The following is an 18,104-nucleotide window of genomic DNA, read 5'->3' as shown; positions in this document are numbered from 1 at the left end:
AACCACCCGCTCTCCCTGCCCTGCATGGAGGCATCGACAAGGGATTATCCATGCTGCATCCGCGCGCCAATGCCATGTTGGCCTTTGCTTTGCCTGCGCTGATTATCGGTTCCGCCTCCAGTCTGGTGCTGCTATTGATGATGAAAGTCGCCGCTACGCTGCAGCAATGGCTGTGGGTGACGCTGCCCGACGCGCTGAGCCTGGACGCCCAGGCACCCTGGTGGCCGCTCGGCATGCTGACGCTGACCGGCGTGGTGGTCGGCCTGATCGTGCGCTACATGCCGGGCCACGCCGGGCCGGATCCGGCGACGGAATCGCTGATCGGCATGCCGCTGCCGCTCTCCGCCCTGCCGGGGCTGGGATTGGCGCTGATCGTCGGCCTGGCCGGCGGCGTCAGCCTGGGGCCGGAAAACCCGATCACCGCCATCAATATCGCGCTGGTGGCGGCGGCGGGGGCGCGCCTGCTGCCGAAGGTGCCGCGCATGGACTGGATCATCCTGGCGGCCGCGGGCACCATCGGCGCGATGTTCGGCACGCCGGTCGCCGCCGCACTGATCTTCTCGCAAACCCTGGCGGGCAATAACGAAACGCCGCTGTGGGATCGGCTGTTCGCCCCGCTGGTGGCCGCCGCCGCCGGCGCGGTCACCACCCAGATGTTCTTCGTACCCAATTTCGCCCTGCAGCTCGACGCCTACGACGTAACGCGACTGCCGGACATCTTCAGCGGCGCCATCGTAGCGCTGATCGCCATCGCGCTCGGCATGGTGGCGCTGTGGTGCTTCCCACACGTTCACCGCCTGTTCCATTCGATGAAGAATCCGGTGTTGATGTTAGGACTGGGTGGCTTTGTGCTGGGCCTGCTGGCGCTGGTGGGCGGAGAGATTACCCTGTTCAAAGGGCTGGATGAAATGAAGCGCCTCGCGGCAGACGGCAACTATTCGGTGCCGGCGCTGTTGACCGTTACCCTGACCAAGCTGGCGGCGCTGGTGATCGCCGCCGCCAGCGGCTTTCGCGGCGGGCGCATCTTCCCGGCGGTGTTCGTCGGGGTGGCGCTGGGGCTGATGCTGCACCAGCACGTTCCGGCGGTGCCGGCGGCGATCACCGTCTCCTGCGCCATTATGGGGCTGGTGCTGGTGGTCACGCGCGACGGCTGGCTCAGCCTGTTCATGGCAGTGGCGGTGGTGCCGGATCTGCACCTGCTGCCCGTCTTATGCATCGTGATGCTGCCCGCCTGGCTGACGCTGGCAGGCAAACCGCTGATGCTGGTGAACCGCCGGCAACCGCCGCACGACGATTAGTCCAGCGCGAACGCGGCGGCAGCGCGGGCGTGGATCGCGGTGGTGTCGAACACCGGCACCGACGCATCCCGCTCACTCACCAACAACCCTATCTCGGTGCAGCCGAAAATAATCCCCTGCGCGCCCTGTTGCTCCAGATCGCTGATGATCCGGCGATACTCATCGCGCGAGGCGTCGCGAATGTTACCGAGGCACAGCTCGTCATAGATGATGCGGTGCACGATGTCACGATCGGCGCTGACCGGCGTCACCACATCAATGCCGTGCAATTCCTGCAGGCGGCCGCGGTAGAAGGTCTGCTCCATGGTAAAACGCGTGCCCAGCAGCCCGACGCGGCGAATGTTTTTTTCCCGCACCTGCAGCGCCGTGGCGTCGGCGATGTGAATCAGCGGCAGGCCGCTGGCCTGCTCGACCGCCTCCGCCACCTTGTGCATGGTGTTGGTGCAGATCACGATGGCTTCGGCGCCGGCGGCGCGCAAAGCCACGGCGGACTCGGCCAGCAGCCGGCCGGCACCATCCCAATCGCCCTGATGCTGCAAGCGTTCAATTTCCTGAAAATCGACGCTGTAGAGCACGATTTTGGCCGAATGCAGCCCGCCGAGGCGCGCCTTTACCTGCTCGTTGATGGTGCGGTAATACGGAATGGTGGATTCCCAACTCATGCCGCCCAGCAGACCCAACACTTTCATCCTTCGTTCCTCAGCATTTCCGACAATCCTCTGACCTTACCTGAGAATCGCCGGGCTGACGACGCCTTATTTGGCGCCGGAATTGATCGGCTGGCGCGCTTCGAACCAGCGCTGGCGCAGCGTGTCGTACAGCCAGTTATAGGCCATGGTGTACGGCAGGAAGAACAGGAAGAAACCGATTTCCAGCATAAACGCCTGCGCCCAGGAGATACTCAGCATCCAGGCGGCGATCGGCACGCCGATCAGGATAAAACCGGCTTCAAAGCCGACGGCGTGCAGCGCACGCACCTTCAGGTTACGCACCACCCGGCTGACCGGCCACAGGCGGTCGAACACCGTGTTGTAAACCATGTTCCACAGCATCGCGACGGTGGAGAGCATCACCGCCAACGCACCGACCTGCACCATTGAGCGGTTCAGCAGCCACGCGCCCAGCGGGGCGCAAACCATCACGGCGATGGCCTCGAAACCGACGGCGTGGACGATACGTTCAATGAGAGACTTGTTTTGCAGTTGCATACATCACCTTTTTTTCAACAGTTGTTGCGAAAGCCAGGTGATTATCATCGCTTTTTTGGGTAGATTAAAAATAGATTCCATCGATAAAGTAGATATATGCACTATTCACCGGAAGCGTTACAGGCGTTCGTGGAAGCCGCCGCCCTCGGCTCATTTTCCGCCGCCGCGCGCAAGCTGCGTAAAAGCCAATCCACCGTCAGCACCGCCATCGCTAATCTGGAAGCCGACCTGGCATTGACGCTGTTCGATCGCAGCGCGCGCCAGCCGGTGCTCACCGCCGCCGGCCGCAAAGTGCTGGGGCACGTACAGGCGATCCTCGCGGCCAGCGAACGGCTCGACGCCCTGAGCATTCAGCTGGCGGGCGAGGTTGAACCGCGCCTGAGCATGGTGTTTTCCGATACCTACCAGCCCAAGCATCACGATCGGTTAATGCAGCTGTTCGAACAGCGCTACCCGGAAATTGAGCTGGAATGGATGATCGCCGAGGAAGACGACGTTATCGATCTGCTGCAAAGCGGCCGCGCGCATTTGGGCATGGTAGAAGTGCAAAAACGTTATCCGCCGGATATCGCCTTCTCCCGGCTGCCTGAGCAGACCGAAATGGGGCTGTTCGTCGCCCATCAGCATCCGCTGGCGCAGGTCGCCGCGCCGACGCCAGAGCAATTGTCCAGCACCCGCCAACTGATCCTCAATACCTACACCGGCGCCGAGGCGGCCAGACAGGGTGGCCTGGTCTGGTCGGCGCCCAGCTATCTGCTGTTGCTGGAAATGGCGGAACAAGGATTCGGTTGGGCGGTGTTGCCGCACTGGCTGGTGCAGCAATACGGCCACGGCAGGCTCACCCAGCTGCGGCCGCGCGGCTGGCCAAAACTGATTTCGGTGGATGCGGTATGGTCCAAACTGACCCCGCCGGGCCCGGCGGGGTTCTGGATGCTGGAGCGCCTACTGGGCGATACCCTGCCCTAAGCGGCGGCGTTGCGCGCCTGAATGGCGCGGGAGACGGTATCGAGAAGTTCCGGAATGTCCATCTTCGGCAGCATCACTTCGATGAAGGCCAGCCGTTCGTCGTCCGCTACCTCGCGCAGCGCCTGACGCAATCCGTCCGGATCGCTGACCCGCAACGCCTTCACCGGCCGCTCACCGGCCAACGCAGACGGCAGCTGCGTCCAGTTCCAGCGCGCGATATCGTTATAACGTTGCTCCGGCCCGTGGATCGCGCGTTCAACGGTATACCCCTGATTGTTCAGCACGAAGATCACCGGCTTAAGCCCGTCGCGCAGCATCGATCCCAGTTCCTGCACGGTCAACTGCGCGGCGCCGTCGCCGATCAGCAATACTGCCCGGCGCTGCGGTTCGGCGGTCTGCACGCCGAACGTCGCCGGCAGGGTATAGCCGATCGATCCCCAGAGCGACTGCACGATCAGCCGGCAGCCGCGAGGCAACGTCAGCGCCGCCGCGCCGAAACAGGCAGTGCCCTGATCGGCCAGCACGATATCCCCCGGCCGCAGGAAATCCTGTATCTGCCGCCAGAAGGCGTGCTGATCCAACCCTTCCCCATTGCCTTCCGGCAGGGCCGGGCGGACGATCGGCGGCAACGGCCAACGCGACGCCAGCGACAGACTCAGGCGATGCAGCGCCTGTACCGCCTCGCGCATCGGGATGCGGCTAAAACACCGCCGCCCAACCCAGGCTTCGAACGGCTGAATATCGATGCATTTTTCCACCGGCAGATGATGCGTGAAACCGGCGGTAATGGTGTCGGTCAAACGCACCCCGACGTTGATCACCACATCGGCGTTTTCGATAAGCTGTTTCACCGCCGGATCGCTGGCGCCACCGCAGTAGGTACCGACAAAACCGGCGCGGTTTTCATCCAGCACGCCCTTGCCGAGCAGCAGCGTAGCGTGCGGAATGTCGACCTCCTGCAGCCACTCGTCCAGCGCCCCTTCGGCGCCGAAGCGATCGGCCAGGAAATCCGCCAACAATGACACCCGCCGCGCCGACAGCAGCTTTTCGCGCGCCGCGGCGATAAATGCCTGCAATGCGTTCTGCGACAGTTTGGCCTGGCGCAGCATCAGCGGCGCCGGTTTACTCGGCAGCGGCGCCTGCGCGACGTCGCTGGGCAACATCAGATAAACCGGGCGATGTTCCAGCAAGGCGACGCCGATCAGGCGGTCTATCTCCATCGCGGCGTTATCGGCGGTCAGATTGGCCTGCGCGACGGTCACCTCTTTGGCGATCCGGGCGAAGTGGGTGAAGTCGCCATCCCCCAGCGAATGATGCAACAAATCACCGGCGCGCTGGGCGCGCTGCGCCGGGGTGCCGACCACGTGGATCACCGGCAGGTATTCGGCGTAGCTGCCGGCTACCCCGTTCAACGCGCTTAGCTCGCCGACGCCAAACGTGGTGAGCAGCGCGGCCGCCGGTTTGCAGCGCGCGTAGCCATCGGCGGCGTAGGCGGCGTTCAATTCGTTGGCGCAGCCTACCCAGCTGATTTGCGGATGAGCGAGAACATGATCAAGAAATTGCAGGTTGTAATCCCCCGGCACGCCGAAGAAATGACGGATGCCGATTTGGGCCAGACGATCGAGAAGATAATCGGCCACCGTATAGGTCTGAGTCATGATCATCACCTGTCTGCAGCTGGAGCGATTATCTTAATTATCGAAGATGCCGTTCAAATTTCGAACAAACGCTCCGGCATCGAACGGCAACCTGGCGTTACATGCCGGCGCTGTGATCGCTCCCCCGGCAGCGCGGTGTGGAAACGTATACACTCAAAGCACTTCACCTCTCGCCGACAAGGATAACTATGTCCTACCAAGCCTCCCCTACGCGTTATCAAGATATGGAATACCGGCGCTGTGGCCGCAGCGGGCTGAAGCTGCCCGCCGTCTCGCTCGGGCTGTGGCACAACTTCGGCGACGCCACGCTGTATGACAACGCCCGCGGCCTGATCCGCTGCGCCTTCGATCGCGGCATTACCCATTTCGATCTGGCCAATAACTACGGCCCGCCGCCCGGCGCCGCCGAGGAGAACTTTGGCCGCATGCTCAACGCCGATCTGCGGGCCTGGCGCGATGAGCTGATCGTCTCATCCAAAGCCGGTTACACCATGTGGCCCGGCCCCTACGGCGATTGGGGCTCGAAAAAGTACCTGGTCGCCAGCCTCGATCAGAGCCTGAAGCGCATGGGATTGGAGTATGTGGATATCTTTTACCACCACCGGCCGGATCCGGACACGCCGCTGGAAGAAACCATGGCGGCGCTGGATTTGTTGGTGCGCCAGGGCAAAGCGCTGTATGTCGGCCTGTCCAACTACCCGGCCGAGCGCGCGCGGCAGGCGTTCGACATTCTGCAGCGGCTCGGTACGCCGTGCGTGATCCACCAGCCCAAGTATTCGATGTTGGAACGCACGCCGGAGGCGGAATTGCTGGATACGCTGGCGGAGCATGGCGTCGGCGCGATCGCCTTCTCGCCGCTGGCGGGCGGCCTGCTGACCGACCGCTACCTGCACGGCGTCCCGCAAGATTCCCGCGCCGCCAGCGGCAGCCGCTTCCTGCAGCCGGAGCAGTTGACCGACGAGCGGCTGGACAAGGTGCGCCGCCTCGATGCGCTGGCGCGGCAACGCGGGCAGAAGCTGTCGCAGATGGCGCTGGCCTGGGTGCTGCGCGGCGATCGCGTTACCTCGGTGCTGATCGGCGCCAGTAAGAATGCGCAGATAGAAGACGCGGTGGGCATGCTGGCCAATCGTCACTTCAGTGAAGAAGAGCTCGCGCAGATCGAGAAAATCTTATTGTAATCGCTTACAAATTCCGCCGCTCAATCGAGCGGCGAGACTCCAGAAAAATCTCAAATCTTGGCCTCCCGCACCGTTTTCAGAGTGGCTCTCAGATTCAACCCTATGCGCTGGCGCTATGATGCCGATATTGCAGCAAAATAACGATAAGGCCGCTTTTTTAAACTGATGAACGCGCTTCATAAAGTGACAAACGGCCAAGCCGCGCAAGCGGGAAGGAGAAGCCATGTTTAAACCTCTGCTCTTGGCCGCCATCTTGGCGGCGACGGTACTGCCCGCCGCACAGCAAGCACACGCCGAAGGGATCAGCATCGATCTGATGCCGGGCGTTTCACTGCGCATCGGCGATCAGGACAATCGCGGCCGTTACTGGGACGGTTACGACTGGCGCGATCGCGACTGGTGGCAAGGCCATCAGGGGCGCTATCTCGGCGACCGCAGCCGTCGCGGTTACTACTGGGACGGCTATCGCTGGCGCGACCGCGACTACTGGCGCAAACACTATTACTATCATGAAGGACGCTATCGTAAATACGACAAGCATTACGATAAGCACCATTGGAAGAAAGAGAAAAAGCACCACCACGATCATGACCGCGATCGCTGGCGCCGCCACGGCGATGACGACCGCGATTAACGACGACGGGCCGGCGTAATGCCGGCCCGCGTTTTTTTTGCCTACAGCACGCTGCCGATCAGCAGGTAGCCGTTCAATCCCACCACCACCAGTACGATCAGCTTGCCCAGGTTTTGCACCAGCGGGCCGTTGACCATTTCCCCCATCAGCGCCCGATTACCGGTGAAAGCCAGCAGCGGCACCAGCGCCAGCGCAATGCCGAAGCTGAGCAGCACCTGGCTCAGCACCAGAATGCGCGTGGCGTCCATTCCCAGCATGATAACGATAAACGACGGCAGCATGGTCACCGCGCGACGCAGCCACAGCGGGATATGGAAATGCACAAACCCCTGCATCACCACCTGCCCCGCCAGCGTGCCCACCACGGTAGAGGAGAGACCGGCGGCCACCAGGCTCAGGCCAAACACGGTGGCGGCGGCTTGCCCGAGCAGCGGCTGCAGCGTCAGGTAAGCCACGTCGAGATCGGCGATGCCGCTGTGGCCGCTGAAATGAAACGCGGCGGCGGCAGTGGCCATCATCGCCAGGTTGACGAAACCGGCGATGGTCATGGCGACGGCGACGTCGACTTTGGTGGCGGCATAGCGCTCCGCCTTATCGTGCTCACCGCCGACTTGGGTAAGCGACGAATGCAGATAGATCACGTGCGGCATGATGGTGGCACCCAATACCCCGGCGGCCAGAAATACCGCATCGCCGTTAGGCAGATCGGGCAGCGCCATCCCCTTCAGCAACGGCGCAAACTGCGGCTGAGAGAATGCCAGCTCGACGATGTAAGCGGCGGCGACGAACAGCAGCAGGCCGCCAATCACCCGTTCCAGCGGCTTTTGCCCGCGTTTTTGCAGCATCAGAATTAAAAAGGTGGCGATGCCGGTCAGCACCGCGCCCTGCAACAGGGAAATCCCGAGCAGCAGCTTGAAGCCGATCGCCGCGCCGATAAACTCGGCCAGATCGGTCGCCATGGCGATGATCTCCGCCTGCACCCAATAGGCCCACACCGCCGGCCGCGGAAAGCGATCGCGAATATGCTCGGCCAGGTTTTTCCCGGTGGCGATGCCCAGCTTGGCAGACAACAGTTGGATCAGCATCGCCATCACGTTGGCCCAGACCACCACCCACAGCAGGCTGTAGCCGAACGAGGCGCCGGCCTGGATGTTGGTGGCGAAGTTACCGGGATCGATATAGCCGATAGCGGCGATGAAGGCGGGCCCCATCAGCGAGAGTTTGATTTTTCTGGCAGAGCGACCGGGGGTGGTTTCAACCACGCGACTGTTCAGCATATGTTGAACCCTTACTGAAATTACGTTTATCTCCACTCTATATAAATGATAATAATTATCAAGCGCATTTAGAGCGGTAAAACTTATCTCTGTAATAGCCAACATTAATGGTTTTATCGAAGGGTCCGACACCAAGCATGCCGATTTCCGTGCTTTTGGGATGGGATTTTAGCTGCAATACCCCTGAAAGACAGGTTAGCACAAGAATACGAATTTCCTATCTCTGCGTTAACATCTTGATTTCTTATGCTTTTGCGCAACACTTTAGGAGAATTCCCGCTATGATTTTCCATATTTGCAATAGAAGTCTCGTTTTTAAACGTAGCGTTACATAAAATGACAGCCGAAATTCAGCCTGCCTCAAATTTGGAGCAAACATGTCCCATATTGCGCACTTTGCGTTGGCGATAGTAGTGGTGGCGATCCTGGCCCTGTTGGTGTGCCGCGATCGTAAAAGCATCCGCATTCGCTATGTTATTCAATTACTGGTTATCGAAGTACTGCTGGCCTACTTTTTCCTGCATTCGGAAGCGGGTTTGGGCTTCGTAAAAGGATTCGCCGCGCTGTTTGACAAACTGCTCGGGTTTGCGGGACAAGGGACTGATTTCGTGTTCGGCGGCATGGGCGACAAAGGCCTGGCGTTCTTCTTCCTGAAGGTGCTGTGCCCGATCGTCTTCATTTCGGCGCTGATCGGTATTCTGCAGTACATCAAAGTGCTGCCTTTCATCATCCGCATTATCGGTACCGTGCTGTCGAAAGTGAACGGCATGGGCAAGCTGGAGTCGTTCAACGCCGTCAGCTCGCTGATCCTGGGCCAATCCGAAAACTTCATCGCCTACAAGGATATCCTGGGCAAGATGTCGGAAAAGCGCATGTACACCATGGCGGCAACCGCGATGTCTACGGTGTCCATGTCTATCGTCGGCGCCTACATGACCATGCTGGACGCCAAATTCGTGGTGGCGGCACTGGTATTGAATATGTTCAGCACCTTTATCGTGCTGTCGCTGGTCAACCCGTACGACACCAATAAAGAAGAAGAGCTGCATCTGGGCAATCTGCACGAAGGCCAGAGCTTCTTCGAAATGCTGGGTGAATACATCCTGGCCGGCTTCAAAGTAGCGATTATCGTCGCCGCGATGCTGATTGGTTTCATCGCCCTGATCGCCGCGCTCAATGGCGTATTCAGCGCTATCTTCGGCCTGAGCTTCCAGGAAATCCTCGGTTACTTCTTCTATCCGTTCGCCTGGATCATGGGCATTCCTAAACACGAAGCCCTGCAGGTCGGCAGCATCATGGCCACCAAGCTGGTTTCCAACGAATTCGTGGCCATGATGGAGCTGCAGAAAGTGTCTGCCGAGCTGTCGCCGCGCAGCCTGGGGATCCTGTCGGTGTTCCTGGTGTCCTTCGCCAACTTCTCTTCCATCGGCATCGTGGCCGGTGCGATCAAGGGCCTGAACGAACACCAGGGCAACGTGGTGTCGCGCTTTGGTCTGAAGCTGGTGTACGGCTCTACGCTGGTCAGCATCCTGTCCGCTTCCATCGCGGGTCTGGTGCTGGGCTAAGCCTCGAACCGACGACGATAACAAGGCGCCTGCGGGCGCCTTTTTTATTGCTTGGCATTCGGCGAAGGATAAATGACGAAAAGCAAAAAGCCGACCCTAAGGTCGGCTTTTTAAATGGTGGTGGAGCTAGACGGGATCGAACCGTCGACCTCTTGCATGCCATGCAAGCGCTCTCCCAGCTGAGCTATAGCCCCACAAAAGTGGTACGCGTTGACCGGCGTTACGGTATTCCCCAACCTCTCTGAGAAGAAGGTTGGTGGAGCTAGACGGGATCGAACCGTCGACCTCTTGCATGCCATGCAAGCGCTCTCCCAGCTGAGCTATAGCCCCGTTCCACAATCACTTTGTGCTGTGAACGGGGCGCATAATATGAAACCCATTCAAAGCTGTCAACGGCTAAATTGAATTACTGAATCAAGCGTTGAAAAAGCCGCCAAATCAGCATGTTTGGCGCCAAAAAATCATCAGTTTGTGCAGAGTTCATCCATTTTGCGCGCTACATCTCAAAATAGCAAAAGACCCTGCATATCACGTTGATTTTTAATTAACGGAATGTTAGCGAAATGCGCTTGAGTCGGGCTCCCGAGCGGCATAGACTGCCCGCGCCATAAACTTTATTACTATAAACCGAGTCCGTCATGTCTTTGCATTCACCAAAAGAAATCGCCGCCCTCGCCGTTCAGGCCGGGGTAAACAAAAGCCGCGCCCCTCTCGCTAATCTGTTGATTCTGGGCTTTCTCGCCGGCGCCTTTATCGCCACCGGCTTCCTGCTGGATATTCACGTCATCGGCACCCTGCCGGCTGAATGGGGCTCTTTCGGCGCCCTGTTGGGCGCCGCGGTCTTCCCTATCGGTTTGATCCTGACCATTCTGGCCGGCGGCGAACTGCTGACCGGCAACATGATGACCTTGCCGATGGCCTGGTTTGCCCGCGAAATCCCCGCCATCGCCGTGCTGCGCAACTGGTTTTGGGTCACTCTGGCCAACCTGGCCGGCAGCGTGGCCGTCGCGTACTTCTTCGGCCATTTGCTGGGCCTGACCGAAGGCGCGTTCTTGCATAAGACGCTGGCGATCGCGCAGGCCAAAGTGGATGCGGACTTCCTGCACGCCTTCATTTCCGGCGTCGGCTGCAACTGGCTGGTGTGCCTGGCGGTGTGGTTAGCCTTCGCCAGCAAAGATGTGCCGGGCAAAGTGATCGGCATGTGGTTCCCTGTCATGGCTTTTGTCGCCATCGGCTTCCAGCACGTGGTGGCGAATATGTTCATCATCCCGGCGGCCATCTTTGCCGGCGGCATGGGTTGGGAACAGTATCTGCCTAATTTCGTCGCGGTATTTCTCGGCAATGCGCTGGGCGGCGCCGGCTTTGTCGGGCTGATGTATTTCATCGCCTACCGTCCGGGTTTGCCGGCCGGCGAACAAGCCTGACAGCAAGCAATAAAAAAGCCCCGGGATCGCTCCACGGGGCTTTTTCATTTACGGCGTATCAGCCTAATCAGGCCTGGGCTTCACGCTCGGCGATGTAAGCCAGCGCCATATCGATACGCTGCAGCGAGCGCTTCTGGCCGATCGCATGCACGGTCACGTCCATGCCCGGCGACTGGCCGGCGCCGGTCACCGCGACGCGCAGCGGCATGCCGACTTTGCCCATGCCGACACCCAGCTCATCCGCCGTGCCCTGAATGGCGTCGTGCACATTTTCCGGCGTCCAGACGGTGATGGCGGCCAGCTTGGCACGCACCGCTTCCAGCGGCTGACGCGCGACCGGGCGCAGGTGCTTCTTGGCGGCGTCGGCGTCGAACTCGCTGAAGTCTTCGTAGAAGTAACGGCAAGACTCCGCCATCTCTTTCAGCGTCTTGCAACGCTCGCCCAGCAGCTTGACAAGGTCTTTCAGTTCCGGACCGTTGCGGGTTTCAATGCCCAGTTGCTCAACGTGCCATGCCAGATGCACCGCCACTTCTTCCGCCGGCATATGGTTGATGTAGTGGTGGTTCAGCCACTGCAGCTTCTCGGTGTTGAAGGCGCTGGCGGATTTGTTGATCGCTTCCAGCGTGAAGAACTCTTTCATCTCATCGATGGAGAAGATCTCCTGATCGCCATGGGACCAACCCAGGCGCACCAGGTAGTTCAGCAGCGCCTGCGGCAGATAGCCGTCGTCGCGGTATTGCATCACGCCCACGGCGCCGTGGCGTTTGGACAGCTTTTTACCGTCGTCGCCGAGGATCATCGACACGTGCGCATATTCCGGCACCGGCGCACCCAGCGCTTTGAGAATGTTGATCTGGCGTGGGGTGTTGTTGATGTGGTCTTCACCACGGATCACATGGGTGATTTCCATATCCCAGTCATCGACGACGACGCAGAAGTTATAGGTTGGCGAACCGTCGGTGCGGCGGATGATCAGATCGTCCAGCTCCTGGTTGCTGAATTCGATCGGGCCGCGAATTTTGTCGTCGAAGATCACCGACCCTTCCTGCGGATTGCGGAAACGCACCACGTGCGGCTCGTCGTCGGTGTGGCTGCACTGGCTGTCGCGGCAGTGGCCGTCGTAACGCGGCTTCTCGCCATTTTCCATCTGCTTCTCGCGCAGCGCTTCCAGACGTTCCTTGGAGCAATAGCATTTATAGGCCGTGCCCTGCTCCAGCATCTCGTCGATGACCGCGTTGTAGCGATCGAAACGCTTGGTCTGGAAATACGGACCTTCATCCCAATCCAGGTTCAACCAGTTCATGCCATCCATAATTGCGTCGATCGCATCCTGGGTCGAACGTTCCAGATCAGTATCTTCGATACGCAGAACGAACTCACCGCCCGCATGGCGGCTGAACAACCAGGAGTAAAGTGCGGTACGCGCGCCGCCGACGTGAAGATAGCCAGTCGGGCTCGGTGCAAAACGGGTTTTGATTTTCATTGGGTTCACTGCCTTATTACGCAACGCGTGTCGGCGATGGCCGACGATTGCTCGGAATTGAAAAAAGAGTGGACGACATTGTATCACCACGCGCTAATTCCTCAACGCCGACACGATATTGCGCCGGTCGATTTCGCGCGTTTTGCGGCGAGTTTCGCATAGCATCGCGCAAAGAATCGGCGCTGCTGGCGATAATTATCGCGCCCTGCCTAAATTTGCGGCGAACGATTGAAATCATTTTAAAAAGCGTTGACTCACTTTGAACTATCCCTATAATGCGACTCCAACAAGACGGGGCGATTAGCTCAGTTGGTAGAGCATCTCCTTTACACGGAGGGGGTCGGCGGTTCGAGCCCGTCATCGCCCACCATCTTGTTGAGAAAAATGAGAACGAATGAGGGTGATTAGCTCAGTTGGTAGAGCATCTCCTTTACACGGAGGGGGTCGGCGGTTCGAGCCCGTCATCACCCACCATCATTCTCTCGCTTAGCAGTACCTGGAAGTCCTGAAGTGGGTGATTAGCTCAGTTGGTAGAGCATCTCCTTTACACGGAGGGGGTCGGCGGTTCGAGCCCGTCATCACCCACCACTTCTGCGGGTCGTTAGCTCAGTTGGTAGAGCAGTTGACTTTTAATCAATTGGTCGCAGGTTCGAATCCTGCACGACCCACCAATTCAGAAAAAAGCGCCTTTTGGCGCTTTTTTCGTTTCTGCCTCACTCACTGCCCCTATCTCCTTATTCTTTCTGTATTCACTACGCGCTGAGATACGAATGGTTATCATTTTGGCGGCTTGAATGGTAAATTAGCGGGCATCCACCACGCAGCCAATCCGCCGCCGGATTGATACGCCTTAGTTCAAGGAAAGAAAGAGCCCGCTCATGACCCTATCCTTACGCCAGCTGTTCATTGCATTCATCGCCACTTCCAGCCTGTTGCTCAGCGGCTGTGGCCCGGACGACAAGAGCGACGGGCAGAAACCGTCCGCCCCCGCTGCCGACAGCAGTTGGCCGCGCACCATCGATAGCGCCAAAGGGAAGTTCACGCTGGAAAAACCGCCGCTGCGCATCGTGTCCACCAGCGTCACCATCACCGGTACGCTGCTGGCGATCGACGCCCCGGTGGTCGCCAGCGCCGCCACCAGCCCAAATCCCCTGGTGGCCGATAAACAAGGCTTCTTTACCCAGTGGAGCGAAGTGGCCAAACAGCGCCACGTCGAACGGCTGTATCAGGTGGAGCCCAATGCCGAAGCCGTCGCCGCCGCCGCGCCGGATTTGATCGTCGTCGCCGCCACCGGCGGGGATTCAGCGCTGAAGCTGTACGATCAGCTGTCCGCCATTGCGCCGACGTTAGTACTCGATTATGGCGACAAAAGCTGGCAACAGCTGGCCAGCGAGCTCGGTGAGATCACCGGTCACGAAGCCGGCGCCAAACAGGCGGAAGATCGTTTCGAACAGCGTGTGGAGCAAGTGAAGCAGGCGATCACCCTGCCGCCACAGCCGACCACGCCGCTGGTGTATGCCGACAACGGCCGCGAGGCCATGCTGTGGACACCGGGCTCCGCCCAGGGCAAGCTGCTGGCCCAGCTTGGCTTCCAATTGGCCACCCCGCCGGAAAGCGCCAAAGGCAACGCCAGCATGGGTAAACGCCATGACATCATCCAGATCTCCGGCGAAAAAATGGCCGAAGGCCTGAACGGCAAAACCCTGATCCTGTTCGCCACCAATGAGCGCAAAGTGCAAGAGGTGCTGACCAACCCGTTCCTTAAACATCTGGAGCCGGTGGAACAGCGGCACGTCTATGCCGTCGGCAACGACACCTTCCGCCTCGATTATTACAGTGCCACCAACATGCTGAACCAAATCGAACGGCTGTTCAAAAAGCCCTGAACCACGCCGTCGGCAGGCCAGGCTCCTGCCGACGCTTTCCGCAAACGGGGCGACCGTTCACATTCAATCAATTGAAATATCAATAGTTATTAACATCGTCAACGCACCTTTGCCACCAACCGGCGGGTGCATGCGGGCGTAAACTCGTGCTACTATTAGCGCCCGCATGAACGCAAATAACAATGAGAATAAAAATCATACAGGAGTTACCGGTGTGAACGTACCCACTCCGACTGAGCGGACGCTTTCGTCCGCACCGCACGCAGCTTACGCCAGTGGCTTCAAACGCCTCGCCGGGTTCGGTATCGGTTTGGCGCTGTTGCTGCTGTGCATCATTGCCAGCCTGATGCTGGGTTCCAAGGCCATCCCCTTCCATACCGTCTGGCTCAGCCTGCAGGGCGCCGCGAGCGGTTCCGACAGCACCATCATTCTCAACGCCCGGGTGCCCCGTACGCTGGCGGGCATTTTAGCCGGCATGGCGCTCGGTGCCGCCGGCGCGCTGATTCAGGCATTGACGCGCAATCCGCTGGCCGATCCTGGCGTGCTCGGCATCAACGCCGGCGCCAGCTTCGCCGTGGTCATCGGCATCATGTTTTTCGGCGCCGCCACCACTGAAAGCTATATGGCCTATGCCTTCGTCGGCGCTGCCCTCACCACCCTGCTGGTCTACCTGATCGGCACGCTGGCGGGTGGGCGCATCAACCCGGTGCGGCTGACGCTGGCCGGCGTGGCGATCGGCGCGGTACTGCTCGGCATCACCACCGGGCTGTCGCTGATCGATCCGCAAACCTTTGACCAACTGCGCTTCTGGCAGGCCGGCACGCTGGATATCCGCACGCTGTCCACGCTGCCGGTCACCGCCCCCGCCATTTTGCTCGGCTGCCTGCTGACGCTGCTCATCGCCCGGCCGCTGAATACCATCGGTATGGGGGAAGATTTGGCTATCGCGCTCGGCGCGCGCGTAGTGCTGACTCAGATTGTCGCGGTGATCGCCATCACGCTGCTGTGCGGCGCGGCGACCGCCACCGTCGGCCCAATCAGTTTCATCGGCCTGATGGTGCCGCATATCGCCCGCTGGTGGGTCGGCCCCGACCAGCGCTGGATCCTGCCCTACTCCATGCTGCTGGCGCCGATTTTACTGCTGTGCGCCGACGTGGTCGGCCGCTTGCTGGCGGCCGGTGAACTGCGGGTTTCCATCGTGGCGGCCTTCATCGGTGCGCCGGTGCTGATCTGGCTGGTGCGCCGCAAGAAAACACTGGGGGGTCTGTAATGAGTCTGCCCCACACGTTGCATATCGGCCGCCCGGACGGCGTCGTCAACTGGCGCATGCCGCTGCGCCTGCTGCTGGTCAATCTTTCGCTGCTGGCGTTGTGCCTGGCGATGGCCGTTGCCGCGCTGTGCTACGGCACGCTGCAACTTTCGCTGGAACAGGTCTTTGCCGCGCTCAGCGGCGAGGCGCCGAAAAATCTGGTCACCGTGGTCACCCAATGGCGTTTGCCGCGTATCGCCATGGCACTGTTGTTAGGCGGCGCGCTCGGCATGAGCGGTGCCATCTTCCAGTCGATTATCCGCAACCCGCTCGGCAGCCCGGACGTGATTGGCTTTAACATGGGGGCTTACACCGGCGCGCTGATCGCCATCACCCTGTTCAACGGCGGCTATTACTACATCGCCGGCGGCGCGCTGGCCGGCGGCATTCTCGCCGCGCTGGCCATCTACCTGCTGGCCTGGCGGCAAGGCATCGCCGGCTTCCGGCTGATCATCGTCGGCATCGCCATCAGCGCGGTCTTGGTCTCCACCAATACCTGGCTGATCATCACCGCTTCGCTGGAGCGCGCCATGGACGCCGCCATGTGGCAGGCCGGTTCGCTCAACGGCATGACCTGGCAGAAAGCCCAGCCCGCCACGGCGTTCATCCTGCTGGCGGCCGCGGCCGCGCTGCTGATGGGCAAACGGCTGCAGCTATTGGAAATGGGCGACGACACGGCGCGCGCGCTGGGCGTGAACGCCGAAGGCAGCCGGCTGTGGCTGATGCTGTTCGGCGTTACCCTCACCGCCGCCGTCACCGCCACCGCCGGGCCGATTTCCTTTATCGCGCTGGCGGCGCCGCAGATCGCCCGCCGCCTGGCCGGACAATCCTCGGTCACCCTGACGTCATCGGCGCTGATGGGCGCAGCGCTGCTGCTCAGCGCCGACGTGGTGTCCCAACATCTTTTCGCGCCGATCCAACTGCCGGTCGGGGTCGTGACCGTCTGCATCGGCGGCCTGTACCTGATTTGGCTGCTCATCCGTGAGGCCCGCAGATAATGAAGAGTGATAATGCCATGAGCCACCGCCTGCACGCCTCGCACCTGAAGCTGGGCTACGACAATAAAATCATCGCTAACGATTTGAGCGTGGCGATCCCCGACGGCGCTTTCACGGTGATCGTCGGGCCGAACGCCTGCGGCAAATCGACGCTGTTGCGCGCCCTGTGCCGCCTGCTGAAACCCAGCGCCGGCGAGGTGATGCTGGACGGCAAGAACATCAGCAGTTTCGCCACCAAGGCGCTGGCGCGCGAGCTTGGCCTGCTGCCGCAAACCTCGATCGCACCGGACAGCATTACCGTGGCGGACCTGGTGTCGCGCGGCCGCTATCCGCACCAGAGCCTGCTGAAACAGTGGACACAGGCCGACAAACAGGCGGTGGAAGCCGCCATGGCGGCCACCAACGTCAGCCAGCTGGCGGATCGCAGCGTCGACGAGCTGTCCGGCGGACAGCGACAGCGCGTCTGGGTGGCGATGGCGTTGGCGCAGCAAACGCCGCTGCTGCTGCTGGATGAACCGACCACCTACCTCGACATCGCGCACCAAATAGAGCTGCTGGATCTGTTCCGCCAGCTCAACCGCGAGCGCGGCCAAACCCTCATCGCGGTGCTGCACGATCTCAACCACGCCTGCCGCTATGCCGATCACATCATCGCCATGCGCGACGGCAAGATCGTGGCGGAGGGAAACCCGGCGGAAATCATTACCGCCGAGCTGGTGGAACGGGTGTTCGGCATGCCGTGCATGATCATCGACGATCCGCTGTCCCACACGCCGCTGGTGATCCCGCGCGGCCGCTACCACTGCGACGCGCCGCACGCATGAAAAAGGCCGGGTTACCCCGCAATGCCGCTCACTTAAGCCTGAGTGGCATTTTTTTATCCAGCCTCTGGGCGTTCTGTGCTGGGGAATTGCCGTAAATGTCCGCATTTCTCTGTGGCCAATATGAACGGCAATTGGAGGGGCCGATAGCGCGGCCCCTCCACCCGCGCCTTCGCTTAACACCATCTGTCCGCTACGCGGATACCCTCGCCGCGTCTGCGTTGTCGGGCGGGTCGGCTGCGACAAACGTCCCTGTTAGTCTCGCCTCAACCGGCCTTCCCTGGCCGGTTGACCCTGACAACGCCGTCTTGCTCGGCAGCCGGTGATGCGCGCCCAAGGTCAACACCTGAGCTGGCTGCTACCGGGAAATCTGTCGCTTATGAGGTTCTGGTAGAGAAG

At 60.5% G+C, this 18,104-nt stretch carries 15 protein-coding genes and 6 tRNA genes; 14 read left to right on the top strand and 7 right to left on the bottom strand.

Annotation, left to right across the window (positions count from 1 at the left end):
• The first annotated feature begins 50 nt into the window (after positions 1 to 50).
• Complete coding sequence (locus tag BVU99_RS05715) at positions 51 to 1,298, top strand: ion channel protein (RefSeq protein WP_099816971.1); 1,248 nt, start codon at positions 51 to 53, stop codon at positions 1,296 to 1,298.
• On the opposite strand, the gene BVU99_RS05710 is transcribed toward BVU99_RS05715, so the two are convergent.
• Both BVU99_RS05710 and BVU99_RS05705 read right to left on the bottom strand, forming a co-directional pair.
• Positions 1,295 to 1,987, bottom strand: a complete 693-nt coding sequence (locus BVU99_RS05710) for an aspartate/glutamate racemase family protein (RefSeq protein WP_099816970.1) — start codon at positions 1,985 to 1,987, stop codon at positions 1,295 to 1,297. The two genes, BVU99_RS05715 and BVU99_RS05710, sit on opposite strands and share 4 nt — an antisense overlap.
• 66 nt (positions 1,988 to 2,053) lie before the next feature.
• On the bottom strand, positions 2,054 to 2,506 hold the full coding sequence (locus tag BVU99_RS05705) for a multidrug/biocide efflux PACE transporter (RefSeq protein WP_016926809.1): 453 nt from the start codon (positions 2,504 to 2,506) through the stop codon (positions 2,054 to 2,056).
• Positions 2,507 to 2,602: 96 nt separating this feature from the next.
• Here BVU99_RS05705 and BVU99_RS05700 point away from each other — a divergent pair, with 96 nt between their 5' ends.
• Entirely contained in the window at positions 2,603 to 3,472 is an 870-nt protein-coding gene (locus tag BVU99_RS05700) for a LysR family transcriptional regulator (RefSeq protein ID WP_099816969.1), read from the top strand.
• Here the strand turns inward: BVU99_RS05700 and BVU99_RS05695 are convergent.
• Positions 3,469 to 5,130 (bottom strand): thiamine pyrophosphate-binding protein, encoded by a 1,662-nt coding sequence (locus BVU99_RS05695; RefSeq protein ID WP_099816996.1) that lies wholly within the window; start codon positions 5,128 to 5,130, stop codon positions 3,469 to 3,471. The genes BVU99_RS05700 and BVU99_RS05695 overlap by 4 nt on opposite strands.
• 188 nt (positions 5,131 to 5,318) lie before the next feature.
• Here BVU99_RS05695 and mgrA point away from each other — a divergent pair, with 188 nt between their 5' ends.
• Both mgrA and BVU99_RS05685 read left to right on the top strand, forming a co-directional pair.
• On the top strand, positions 5,319 to 6,308 hold the full coding sequence (gene mgrA, locus BVU99_RS05690; protein ID WP_099816968.1) for an L-glyceraldehyde 3-phosphate reductase: 990 nt from the start codon (positions 5,319 to 5,321) through the stop codon (positions 6,306 to 6,308).
• 223 nt (positions 6,309 to 6,531) lie between these two features.
• Positions 6,532 to 6,942 carry a DUF2502 domain-containing protein gene (locus BVU99_RS05685; protein ID WP_025303761.1) on the top strand — a complete coding sequence of 137 codons (411 nt, stop codon included), beginning with the start codon at positions 6,532 to 6,534 and terminating at the stop codon, positions 6,940 to 6,942.
• Between the two features lie 41 nt (positions 6,943 to 6,983).
• Here BVU99_RS05685 and BVU99_RS05680 read toward each other — a convergent pair whose 3' ends face one another.
• Positions 6,984 to 8,219, bottom strand: coding sequence for an Nramp family divalent metal transporter (locus BVU99_RS05680; protein ID WP_025303762.1), 1,236 nt, complete (start codon positions 8,217 to 8,219; stop codon positions 6,984 to 6,986).
• A gap of 377 nt (positions 8,220 to 8,596) precedes the next feature.
• Between BVU99_RS05680 and BVU99_RS05675 the strand changes: the two genes are divergently transcribed.
• Positions 8,597 to 9,784 (top strand): NupC/NupG family nucleoside CNT transporter, encoded by a 1,188-nt coding sequence (locus BVU99_RS05675; RefSeq protein WP_004936373.1) that lies wholly within the window; start codon positions 8,597 to 8,599, stop codon positions 9,782 to 9,784.
• Positions 9,785 to 9,902: 118 nt separating this feature from the next.
• Here the strand turns inward: BVU99_RS05675 and BVU99_RS05670 are convergent.
• Positions 9,903 to 9,978: transfer RNA gene (locus BVU99_RS05670), tRNA-Ala, on the bottom strand.
• Positions 9,979 to 10,038: 60 nt separating this feature from the next.
• Positions 10,039 to 10,114: transfer RNA gene (locus BVU99_RS05665), tRNA-Ala, on the bottom strand.
• Between the two features lie 308 nt (positions 10,115 to 10,422).
• Between BVU99_RS05665 and BVU99_RS05660 the strand changes: the two genes are divergently transcribed.
• Positions 10,423 to 11,208 carry a formate/nitrite transporter family protein gene (locus BVU99_RS05660; protein ID WP_043143749.1) on the top strand — a complete coding sequence of 262 codons (786 nt, stop codon included), beginning with the start codon at positions 10,423 to 10,425 and terminating at the stop codon, positions 11,206 to 11,208.
• A 67-nt stretch (positions 11,209 to 11,275) separates the two neighbouring features.
• On the opposite strand, the gene gltX is transcribed toward BVU99_RS05660, so the two are convergent.
• The gene (gene gltX / locus BVU99_RS05655) at positions 11,276 to 12,691 is read right to left on the bottom strand and encodes a glutamate--tRNA ligase (protein ID WP_025303764.1); all 1,416 of its coding nucleotides are present in this window, start codon (positions 12,689 to 12,691) and stop codon (positions 11,276 to 11,278) included.
• Positions 12,692 to 12,985: 294 nt separating this feature from the next.
• On the opposite strand from gltX, the gene BVU99_RS05650 reads away from it, so the two are divergent.
• The 8 genes from BVU99_RS05650 (at position 12,986) to BVU99_RS05615 (ending at position 17,708) form a co-directional block, all read left to right on the top strand.
• Positions 12,986 to 13,061 (top strand) — tRNA-Val (locus tag BVU99_RS05650).
• Positions 13,062 to 13,089: 28 nt separating this feature from the next.
• Positions 13,090 to 13,165, top strand: a tRNA-Val gene (locus tag BVU99_RS05645).
• A 38-nt stretch (positions 13,166 to 13,203) separates the two neighbouring features.
• Positions 13,204 to 13,279: transfer RNA gene (locus tag BVU99_RS05640), tRNA-Val, on the top strand.
• A 7-nt stretch (positions 13,280 to 13,286) separates the two neighbouring features.
• Positions 13,287 to 13,362: transfer RNA gene (locus tag BVU99_RS05635), tRNA-Lys, on the top strand.
• Positions 13,363 to 13,569: 207 nt separating this feature from the next.
• Positions 13,570 to 14,577 carry a Fe2+-enterobactin ABC transporter substrate-binding protein gene (gene fepB, locus BVU99_RS05630; protein ID WP_099816967.1) on the top strand — a complete coding sequence of 336 codons (1,008 nt, stop codon included), beginning with the start codon at positions 13,570 to 13,572 and terminating at the stop codon, positions 14,575 to 14,577.
• Positions 14,578 to 14,791: 214 nt separating this feature from the next.
• Positions 14,792 to 15,847 (top strand): Fe(3+)-siderophore ABC transporter permease, encoded by a 1,056-nt coding sequence (fepD, locus tag BVU99_RS05625; RefSeq protein WP_049209335.1) that lies wholly within the window; start codon positions 14,792 to 14,794, stop codon positions 15,845 to 15,847.
• The gene (fepG, locus tag BVU99_RS05620) at positions 15,847 to 16,884 is read left to right on the top strand and encodes an iron-enterobactin ABC transporter permease (RefSeq protein ID WP_099816966.1); all 1,038 of its coding nucleotides are present in this window, start codon (positions 15,847 to 15,849) and stop codon (positions 16,882 to 16,884) included. Before fepD ends, fepG begins: the two co-directional genes overlap by 1 nt.
• A 17-nt stretch (positions 16,885 to 16,901) precedes the next feature.
• Positions 16,902 to 17,708 carry an ABC transporter ATP-binding protein gene (locus BVU99_RS05615; RefSeq protein WP_099816965.1) on the top strand — a complete coding sequence of 269 codons (807 nt, stop codon included), beginning with the start codon at positions 16,902 to 16,904 and terminating at the stop codon, positions 17,706 to 17,708.
• Positions 17,709 to 18,104 lie beyond the last annotated feature (396 nt).

Origin of the sequence: Serratia sp. OLAL2 (genome assembly GCF_002752475.1) — a bacterium.
GTDB lineage: Bacteria > Pseudomonadota > Gammaproteobacteria > Enterobacterales > Enterobacteriaceae > Serratia > Serratia bockelmannii.
Note: the sequence above shows the minus strand (reverse complement) of the source record. Positions and strands in the feature narration are given on the sequence as shown.